10 protein-coding genes are annotated in these 7,296 nt (G+C 68.5%); 3 read left to right on the top strand and 7 right to left on the bottom strand.

Annotated features, from left to right (window positions below):
• On the bottom strand, window positions 1–398 hold a 398-nt coding region (locus tag AB0C29_RS25170; RefSeq protein WP_360824601.1), incomplete at its 3' end, for a transposase.
• Window positions 399–472: 74 nt separating this feature from the next.
• On the opposite strand from AB0C29_RS25170, the gene AB0C29_RS25165 reads away from it, so the two are divergent.
• Entirely contained in the window at window positions 473–1,378 is a 906-nt protein-coding gene (locus AB0C29_RS25165) for a hypothetical protein (protein ID WP_360824598.1), read from the top strand.
• Between the two features lie 97 nt (window positions 1,379–1,475).
• On the opposite strand, the gene AB0C29_RS25160 is transcribed toward AB0C29_RS25165, so the two are convergent.
• The 4 genes from AB0C29_RS25160 to AB0C29_RS25145 all read right to left on the bottom strand — a co-directional run bounded on the left by AB0C29_RS25160 (window position 1,476) and on the right by AB0C29_RS25145 (window position 4,315).
• Entirely contained in the window at window positions 1,476–2,060 is a 585-nt protein-coding gene (locus tag AB0C29_RS25160) for a hypothetical protein (RefSeq protein ID WP_360824596.1), read from the bottom strand.
• A 273-nt stretch (window positions 2,061–2,333) separates the two neighbouring features.
• A complete protein-coding gene (locus AB0C29_RS25155; protein ID WP_360824593.1) occupies window positions 2,334–2,675 on the bottom strand; it encodes a hypothetical protein in 342 nt (113 codons plus the stop codon).
• 50 nt (window positions 2,676–2,725) lie between these two features.
• Window positions 2,726–3,097, bottom strand: coding sequence for a hypothetical protein (locus AB0C29_RS25150; RefSeq protein WP_360824590.1), 372 nt, complete (start codon window positions 3,095–3,097; stop codon window positions 2,726–2,728).
• A gap of 240 nt (window positions 3,098–3,337) precedes the next feature.
• Window positions 3,338–4,315 carry a hypothetical protein gene (locus tag AB0C29_RS25145; protein ID WP_360824587.1) on the bottom strand — a complete coding sequence of 326 codons (978 nt, stop codon included), beginning with the start codon at window positions 4,313–4,315 and terminating at the stop codon, window positions 3,338–3,340.
• A gap of 125 nt (window positions 4,316–4,440) precedes the next feature.
• Between AB0C29_RS25145 and AB0C29_RS25140 the strand changes: the two genes are divergently transcribed.
• Window positions 4,441–5,082 carry a DUF4232 domain-containing protein gene (locus AB0C29_RS25140; protein WP_360824584.1) on the top strand — a complete coding sequence of 214 codons (642 nt, stop codon included), beginning with the start codon at window positions 4,441–4,443 and terminating at the stop codon, window positions 5,080–5,082.
• A gap of 27 nt (window positions 5,083–5,109) precedes the next feature.
• The gene (locus AB0C29_RS25135; RefSeq protein WP_360824581.1) at window positions 5,110–5,430 is read left to right on the top strand and encodes a DUF6193 family natural product biosynthesis protein; all 321 of its coding nucleotides are present in this window, start codon (window positions 5,110–5,112) and stop codon (window positions 5,428–5,430) included.
• Window positions 5,431–5,433: 3 nt separating this feature from the next.
• Here AB0C29_RS25135 and AB0C29_RS25130 read toward each other — a convergent pair whose 3' ends face one another.
• Complete coding sequence (locus AB0C29_RS25130) at window positions 5,434–6,507, bottom strand: VWA domain-containing protein (RefSeq protein WP_360824578.1); 1,074 nt, start codon at window positions 6,505–6,507, stop codon at window positions 5,434–5,436.
• A partial coding sequence (locus tag AB0C29_RS25125; RefSeq protein ID WP_360824575.1) for a VWA domain-containing protein occupies window positions 6,507–7,296 on the bottom strand: 790 nt, incomplete at its 5' end. The genes AB0C29_RS25130 and AB0C29_RS25125, both read right to left, overlap by 1 nt.

The following is a 7,296-nucleotide window of genomic DNA, read 5'->3' as shown; positions in this document are numbered from 1 at the left end:
TCAGCGCCGTAGACCTCGGCCAGATGCGCCTGGATCTCGCCGGTCGTCAAGCCCTTGGCCGACAGCGAGATGACCATGTCCTCGACGCCGGTCAGCCGGCGCTGTCGTTTCTTGACGATCTGCGGCTCGAACGAACCGTCACGGTCGCGGGGCACCGTGATGTCGACCGGGCCGACTTCGGTCAACACGGTCTTGCCCCGGCTGCCGTTTCGCGAGTTCTGGCCGTTCTTACCGGCCGGGTCGCCCTTGTCATAGCCAAGGTGATCGGTAATCTCGCCATCGAGAGCGGCATCGACCACGCGTTTGGTCAGCTGCTGCAACAGACCACCTTCACCGGTCAGTTGCAGGCCCGCTGCGCGGGCCTGCTCGACCAACCGGGCCACCAGTTCGGCGTCCACCCCGCCGTCGGGATCTTTCGTCGCCACCGCGGGAGTATCCACGGCTGTCGTTGACTCTGTCACGGCATCGCTCCTTGATCAGGAGTTACACCGTTCGTTTTACAGACCCCGGCGGTACGGCGGCCGACGTCGTTGCCGAACTGCGGTCCGCGGGTCAGCCGATCGAGCGCTGGGACGGCGGTTGGACGCTCGCCGACGGCACGGTTCTGCTGTCCGTGTGGTCGGACGAGCCCGATACCGAAGTGGAGGGCGTCGGAGTCGTCGCGCCCAGCCATGTTCACGGTGACCTCGTCCGGGTCGCAGGTGGGGCAACCGGCGAACCAGTGTTGTCCCACACCGTCGAGCCCGGTCGCGGCATCGGTGTGGTGAGCCTCGGCGAACCCCGCGCGGTCGTCCGCAAGCGGCTGCACGACGCCGTGACCAACCTGTCCGGGCCTGCTGCCCGCGAGGATAATTTCCAAGACGACGGCATCGTCGTACGGTATTCGGCCGACGATCGAGTGGAGCGCATCCATGTGGTGACGGCTGACCGCGTCGAATATGCCGGCGTCACGGTGCTGCCGGGTGGGTTCGACGAGGTGCGGCAGAGTCTCGTCGACGCCGGGCATGTGATCGAGGACCGGGAACTGGCAGTCGAGATCAAGGATTCCGCCAACCACATATCCGACAGTGATCCCAAGCGCTCGACGTCCAGGGCGCAACGACAACGAGCAGAGGGATATGGCCGAGCCGACTGCAACTGCCAGCAAGGGACCGACGGCGACGAGCTGCTGCCCGATGGCTGTGCAGATCAAGTCGCTGTCGGATTCACCGCAGTTGTCGCTGGCGTACGGAAGGACGAACAAGCTGCCCAACGCGGCGGCTCCGCCCACGAGCGCCAGTATCACGACCGCAACGACCGCGCCGCCATGACCACCGGTTCGTCTGTCGTCCGGATTCCCGCCCGCGAAGAGACGTGGTCCAGGCTCATACATGATTGATCACAATACTGCTCGAAAGAGGGATCAAAGCGGTGTCACCGAACATCGCCGGTGCACTGACCTGCCGCAATCCGCACGCCCCCTTTGCCCGGTGGTGTCATCCGCTACGGGTTTCGGGGTCGCTACCACGGTTGGTGCCTCGTGGGTTTGCCGCGGCCAACGCCAAGCCTGCCAGGACCATGCCAGCGAGCCCCACCCACAGGCCCCATCCCAGACCGACGTTGAGGCCATGACTTCGATACGGCACCAGGTGGTCGCGCTTCATCCAGCCTGCCGCGATATCGGCGCCCGGTTCAGACTCGGACTTCGAGGCCACGTCCAGCTCAACTGTAAAGATGATCTCCGTTTTCTCTGGGTCAGTCATCGGTTCGACGTCGCTGCGTTGGACAAGGGTCAGGAACACCGACACCGTCACCGCCGACAGGACAGCCAGCCACACCGGCAACGGCACCCGTCCCCGAACGAACCGCCAGACCAGCCAAACTGCGACCGCCGCCACGGCGATCGCGATGGCCGCACTCCACCGTGACGACATCTGCCATGCCGTTCCGACGAACGTCGCCACCCGCGTACCGCTGTCGTCACTCACCTGAACCCGGACCAGCCACCACGGCAGCCACCCGCTCGCCAGCACGAGGAGGCCGGAGCCCGCTGCGATCGGTTCCTGCCATCTGATGGTCATGCAAGAAATGTAGGCACCTGCTCGCGCTACGGCAGGCGTACACCGCAGCACCAGTGCACTGGCTATCCGAATCTGCCGCCATCCGAGCGCGGTGCCAATAGCGACGTCACCCTCGGTGGGCGTAGCGTGCGAGCGAACACACGCTCCTGCCGAGAAGCGGGAGCTGGTCGAGGTTAATGCCTGCGGCTCTTTCGTCAACGCACATTGCGGCTCAGCGCTTGCCGCGGAATTGATGCGACGTCGATACAGGGCATCAGGAGTACTGGGGGCGAGCTATTTGTTGGTCTGCGTCAGCTCGATGGCGCCGGGCGAAGCAGTCTGCCGCTGCTCGCTGCGAGCGGGCTCGCTGGTTGCTCCCAAGCCATACCTTCCCGCCTCGCAATGGTCGACAGGCGCGAAGATGACACAGTCATCACCACTCCCCGCATCGACGTAAATGCTAGGGCGCTTGGCGGCGTCGGTTGCGACGACAGAAGGCGTTATCTGCACCTCGAGTGCCTTCGAGACCTCGGATTGCGGTGGCTTCGGCAGCAACCAGGTGAGTAGTGCCACCACCAGGCTCGCCGCCGTAAACAGGGTGCCGACGCGCACTCTCATGCTGCCGGCCAGCGACACCCGTCACCCTGGGCGCGGTGAGGGTGTCGTCTGAGGTTGCTGAGTGCTGATCAGCCAGGCAGCTCACCCACGAATGATTCACCGTCGACGCTGTCAAGGCTCAGCACGGCACGCCACTTTACTGCTCCCATGCCTTCAAACGGCGGTCTCGGGAACCGGGCTGTGAGCGTGCGAGCGTCGGCGTCGAGGTCGAAGTTGGCGACGACTTGGCGCTGGCGTCCGCGGGTGAAGTCGAAGGTGAAGTGAGAGCTGTGCTGGCCGTCGACCAGCTTGTACCCGAGCTGATGACTCTGCCCGCCCTCGCCATCAACATAAAGGGCCCATAGGACGGATCCCCGTTCCGGGAAACTACCTTCCCACTCATACCTAACGACCAAGGCGCGGTCGTCAGCGGGTTGGACGTCTACATCAGTAAGCTTCATTCGCGGATCTTCGCAGAGGCTTTACGGCGGCGCCAGGAATGATGGTCGCTTGGGAGTGATCGTCAGTAGTTTCACTCGATCGAGCTATCCGGCGGCGTCGCGCAGTGATGCACTCTCCTGCCGCCGACAAGGCGCGGTTCGTCCCTCTCGACTCGTGCTCGTTGTGCCGGGGATTCGCCATAGCGACTCTGTGTTGACCAGCCTGCTGCAAAAGGCGAGGCTGAATCCCAACCGAGGAACTCAGTCGTGCGGCAGGAGCATGTCGGTCTTTTCCTGGTGACCGGAGAAGCCGCCATACACACGGTTGGGCCCGGCGATCAGCGGGCCCACGCCACCGGGGGTCAGTTTGTGGACGGTCGTGCCGTCGTCGAAGCCGTTCTGGATGCAGCCGGCGTAGCGCATCGTGACTTCCGCCTTTCCGGTCGCCGACTGGACCAGGAGCAGGATGATCTCGTCGCCGTGCGCCACCTCCGGTACGCAGTCCGCCGGGTTGTCCGGGCCGCCGCCGACCGGTGCGGCGGCGATCTGCCGGATCTCGGCCACGGCCGCCGCGCCGTCCAGGCGCAGGCTGGACAGCAGACGCGGCGCGGGCGACCGCGCAGAGCCCACCTCCGGTACGGGGTACTTGCAGACCGCTATCGAGGTCACGCCCCGCATGGCCGCGATGTCCGCCGGCGGGCTGGGGCGCAGATCCGGTCCGCTACTGATCCGGTGGGTGGTCGGGCAGCCGGCGTGGTCGACGTCGACCCGACGCACAGTGGCGGCGATCCGGTCCCGCCACTCCTTCGGCGCCTGGATGATCACCTCGGCACCGTCCAGTCGCACGGTCGTGCGGTCGCCTTCCTGGTCGGTGCCGTCGGCCTTTTCCGTACGGTTGAAGCCGACCGTCCAGCCGGTGTTCTCGATCAGGGTTTCGGCCGGCGGACCCTTCTGATCAACGCCGCAGGCGATGGCCGGGGTCGGAGCGCCGGGGCGGGAGACCGCGGGCGGATGGTTGCCGGGTTTGATGCACCATGCGCCCAAGCGGAGCGCCTGGTTGTCCCAGCCCCAGTCGCCGGGCACTCCGACCTCGACGCCGCCGAACGACTCCCAGCGCCAGCCGGCCGTTGACATGGGCACCGGCGTTGATGCCGCCGGAGCGGGATCCGCCGGTTGGGCACACGCGGCCACCAGGCCCACCGCCGCCACGATCGTGACCAACCTGATCAGGCTGTGCATTGCCCCTCCCTCGGGGTCGAGTTTGTCGAACCAAGCGATCAGGCGCGGGCGGAGCATCATCGGTTCCCCGGCAAGTCTCACTGGTCAGCAGCACGGGGTTGTCAGGGACGGCCAGAATGGGTCGGGTGATCACGACCCGGGGCTACCGCTTCGTCGTCCCGCTGGCCGTTGCGGCGCTGCTCGTCGGCTGCGCTCGGCCGGCCGAGCCGTCCGCTGTTCCTGACCCGATGCCCTTCCCGTCCGGGCTGGTGACCCCGTCGGCGACCCCGGTGACGTGCCCGCCCGAGGGTGTCCGGTTCCAGGTCGGCGAGGGGGACGCCGCGATGGGGCTCCGGGTGCTCAGCATCGTCTTGGTCAACTGCGGCTCGAAGACCTACCGGCTGAAGGGCTACCCGGCGGTGCGGCCGCTCGACGACGATCAGTCGGAGCTGAAGGTCCGGATCCTGCACGGCCTCAAGGAGATCCTCGGTACGGCCATCCCGCGGGACAACCCACCGAAGCTCGTGATCCTGAAGCCGGGACAGCAGGCCGGCACGGCCGTGGCCTGGCGCAACACGTACGACGACATCCGGGAGCCACCGGTGACCGTGAAGTTCCTCGACATCGCCCCGCTGACCGGGCGCCCGTCCCAGATCATCGCACCGGGCGACGGCCTCGACCTGGGCAGCACCGGCCGGCTGGGGATCAGCGCCTGGAGCGTCCTTCCGGACAGTGCTGCCACGACGAACCCGAACGGCCGGCCTGTCCCCGACGGCCCGCTACTGTAGGGCGTCCCAAACGCGGAGGATGTCCCAATGGATCAGCCGGTCGAGGCCGCAGAGGCGTGGCGGGAGCTTGTTCACGGCCGGCGGGCCTGGTGGTCGGACAATCCGGTTCTCCTGACCGCCTCCGAACACCCGGCGCTGCGGACCCTGTTCTGCCTTCCCACGCACGGAACGCTGAGGTTCTTCCGGTCCGCTTGGCGGTACCCGGATCCCCCCGCTGACGATCTTCCGATGATCGTCCTGGCCGGCCCGCCCTACATGGTCTACACCGCCAGCTACGGACGGCTCATCGGTGAGGCCGCGACAGCACCTGAAGTCGTCGAGCTCCTCGTTGCGAGCCTGCCGGACTGACCGCTAGGCGGTCGGAGCGCGACGGGCGGCGGGCCCCCGGTTCCACCACAGCGACAGACCCAGCCCGGCGAACACCAGCAGCGTCCCGGCGAGCACGAACCACGCGGTGATCTCCACGTCCTCGCGGCGCAGGCCGATCTCGCCCGGCAGGTCGCCCAGGACGTCGCTCAGCTGCTCCGCGTCCTCCGCCTGGAAGTAGCGGCCGCCCGTCAGGTCGGCCACCTGGGTCAGCGCCTCCTCGTCGATCTGCGGGTTGCGGCCGCCGCCCCCGCCGAAGCCCTGGGGGTCGCCGCGCATCGGGGATCCGCTGCCCACCTGCTCCGGCGTGCAGACCATCTGGCTCGGGTTCGTGGTGCCGAAGCCGATCGTGAAGACCCGCAGCCGCCGGGCCGCGGCCTGCTCGGCGGCCGTCACCGGGTCGACGCCGCGGGTGTTGGCGCCGTCGGTGAGGACCACGATCGTGTCCGGCTCGTAGTCGGTGACCGCCGTTCCCGGTGGGCCGTCGCCCAGGTCGACGCCGGTTGCCGGCACGTCGGGGTTCACCTCGGCCACCGCGTCGATCGCGGTCAGGATCGCCTGGCCGATGGCCGTGCCGCGGGCTGTGGTCAGGCCGTCGATCGCCTTCAGCAGGGCCTGCTGGTCGGTGGTCGGCGGGACCAGCAGGGCCGCGATGCCGGAGAACGCCACCAGGCCGATCGGGGTCCGGCCGTCCTGGTCCTCGACGAACTTCTTGGCCGCCTCGGTCGCCGCGGTCAGCCTGTTCGGGGCCACGTCCGTCGCGCACATCGAGCCGGACACGTCGATGGCCAGCATGATGGTGCTCTCGGTCGACGGCACGGCCAGGGACGCCTGGGGCCGGGTCAGCGCGCCGGCCAGGGCCAGCAGGCCGGTCAGGAACAGGATTACCGGGATCCGTCGCCGCCACTGCGACCGGCCGGGCAGGGCCGCGCGGATCAGCGCGACGCTCGACACCCGAAGGGCCGCGCGCTTGCGTCGTCTGTTGGCCCACCAGCGGGCCAGCAGCAGCACCGGGACCACGAGCAGGGCGGCCAGCGCCCACGGCCAGCTCAGCGACATCAGACGATCCTTCCGTGCCAGCGGATCATCAGCAGCGCACCGGCCGCGAGCAGCAGCAGGGCGAGCCCGGCCACCGGTCCGGTGAGTTCGACCGGCTCCTGGCGGCTGGTCAGCTTCAGGTCGATCGACCGGGTCGAGGCGGCCAGCGCGCCGGAGTCCCCCGCCGTCAGGTAGGTGCCGCCGGTGGCGTCGGCCAGGCCGCGCAGCACCTGCTCGTTCAGCCTGGTCGCGAGCTGGTAGCCCTCGACCTGCACGGTGGCGCCGGCGGTGGTGCCGACGCCGACGGTCTGGATGCGTACCCCGGCCGCGGCGGCCAGGTCCGCGGCCGCCTCGGCCTGCGCGGGATCTCCGGTGTCCTCGCCGTCGGAAAGGACCACCACGCTGGCCGATCCCCAGTAGCCCAGCTGCGGCGGCGCCGCACCGGCCTCGGGCAGGGTCACCGGCTTGCCGGTGATCGTGGTCAGCGCGGCCAGGATCGCCTGCCCGAGGGACGTGCCGCCGGTCGCGGTCAGCCGGTTGATCGCGGCCAGCGCCGCCGCGTGGTCGTCGGTGGGCGCCTGGGTGGTCAGCGCCTGGTCGCCGAAGACGACGACGCCGATGTCCACCGTGTCCGGTTGTTCCTCGACGAAACTCGTCGCCGCGGCCTGGGCGGCGGCCAGCCTGTTCGGCGCCACGTCCTGGGCCGCCATGCTGTTGGAGACGTCGAAGACCAGCACGACCGTGCCCGCGACGCGCGGCACGTCGATCGTGGCCTGCGGCCGGGCGAGCCCGCCCAGCAGCAGCGGCTGG

It is taken from the genome of Actinoplanes sp. NPDC048791 (genome assembly GCF_040650095.1).
Lineage (GTDB): Bacteria > Actinomycetota > Actinomycetes > Mycobacteriales > Micromonosporaceae > Actinoplanes.
Note: the sequence above shows the minus strand (reverse complement) of the source record. Positions and strands in the feature narration are given on the sequence as shown.

Bases quoted from the DNA above. Each gene is read 5' to 3' on its own strand.
- AB0C29_RS25150 (WP_360824590.1), bottom strand. From the start codon at position 3,097: ATGAAGCTTACTGATGTAGACGTCCAACCCGCTGACGACCGCGCCTTG.
- AB0C29_RS25145 (WP_360824587.1), bottom strand. From the start codon at position 4,315: ATGCACAGCCTGATCAGGTTGGTCACGATCGTGGCGGCGGTGGGCCTG.
- AB0C29_RS25160 (WP_360824596.1), bottom strand. From the start codon at position 2,060: ATGACCATCAGATGGCAGGAACCGATCGCAGCGGGCTCCGGCCTCCTC.
- AB0C29_RS25135 (WP_360824581.1), top strand. From the start codon at position 5,110: ATGGATCAGCCGGTCGAGGCCGCAGAGGCGTGGCGGGAGCTTGTTCAC.
- AB0C29_RS25130 (WP_360824578.1), bottom strand. From the start codon at position 6,507: ATGTCGCTGAGCTGGCCGTGGGCGCTGGCCGCCCTGCTCGTGGTCCCG.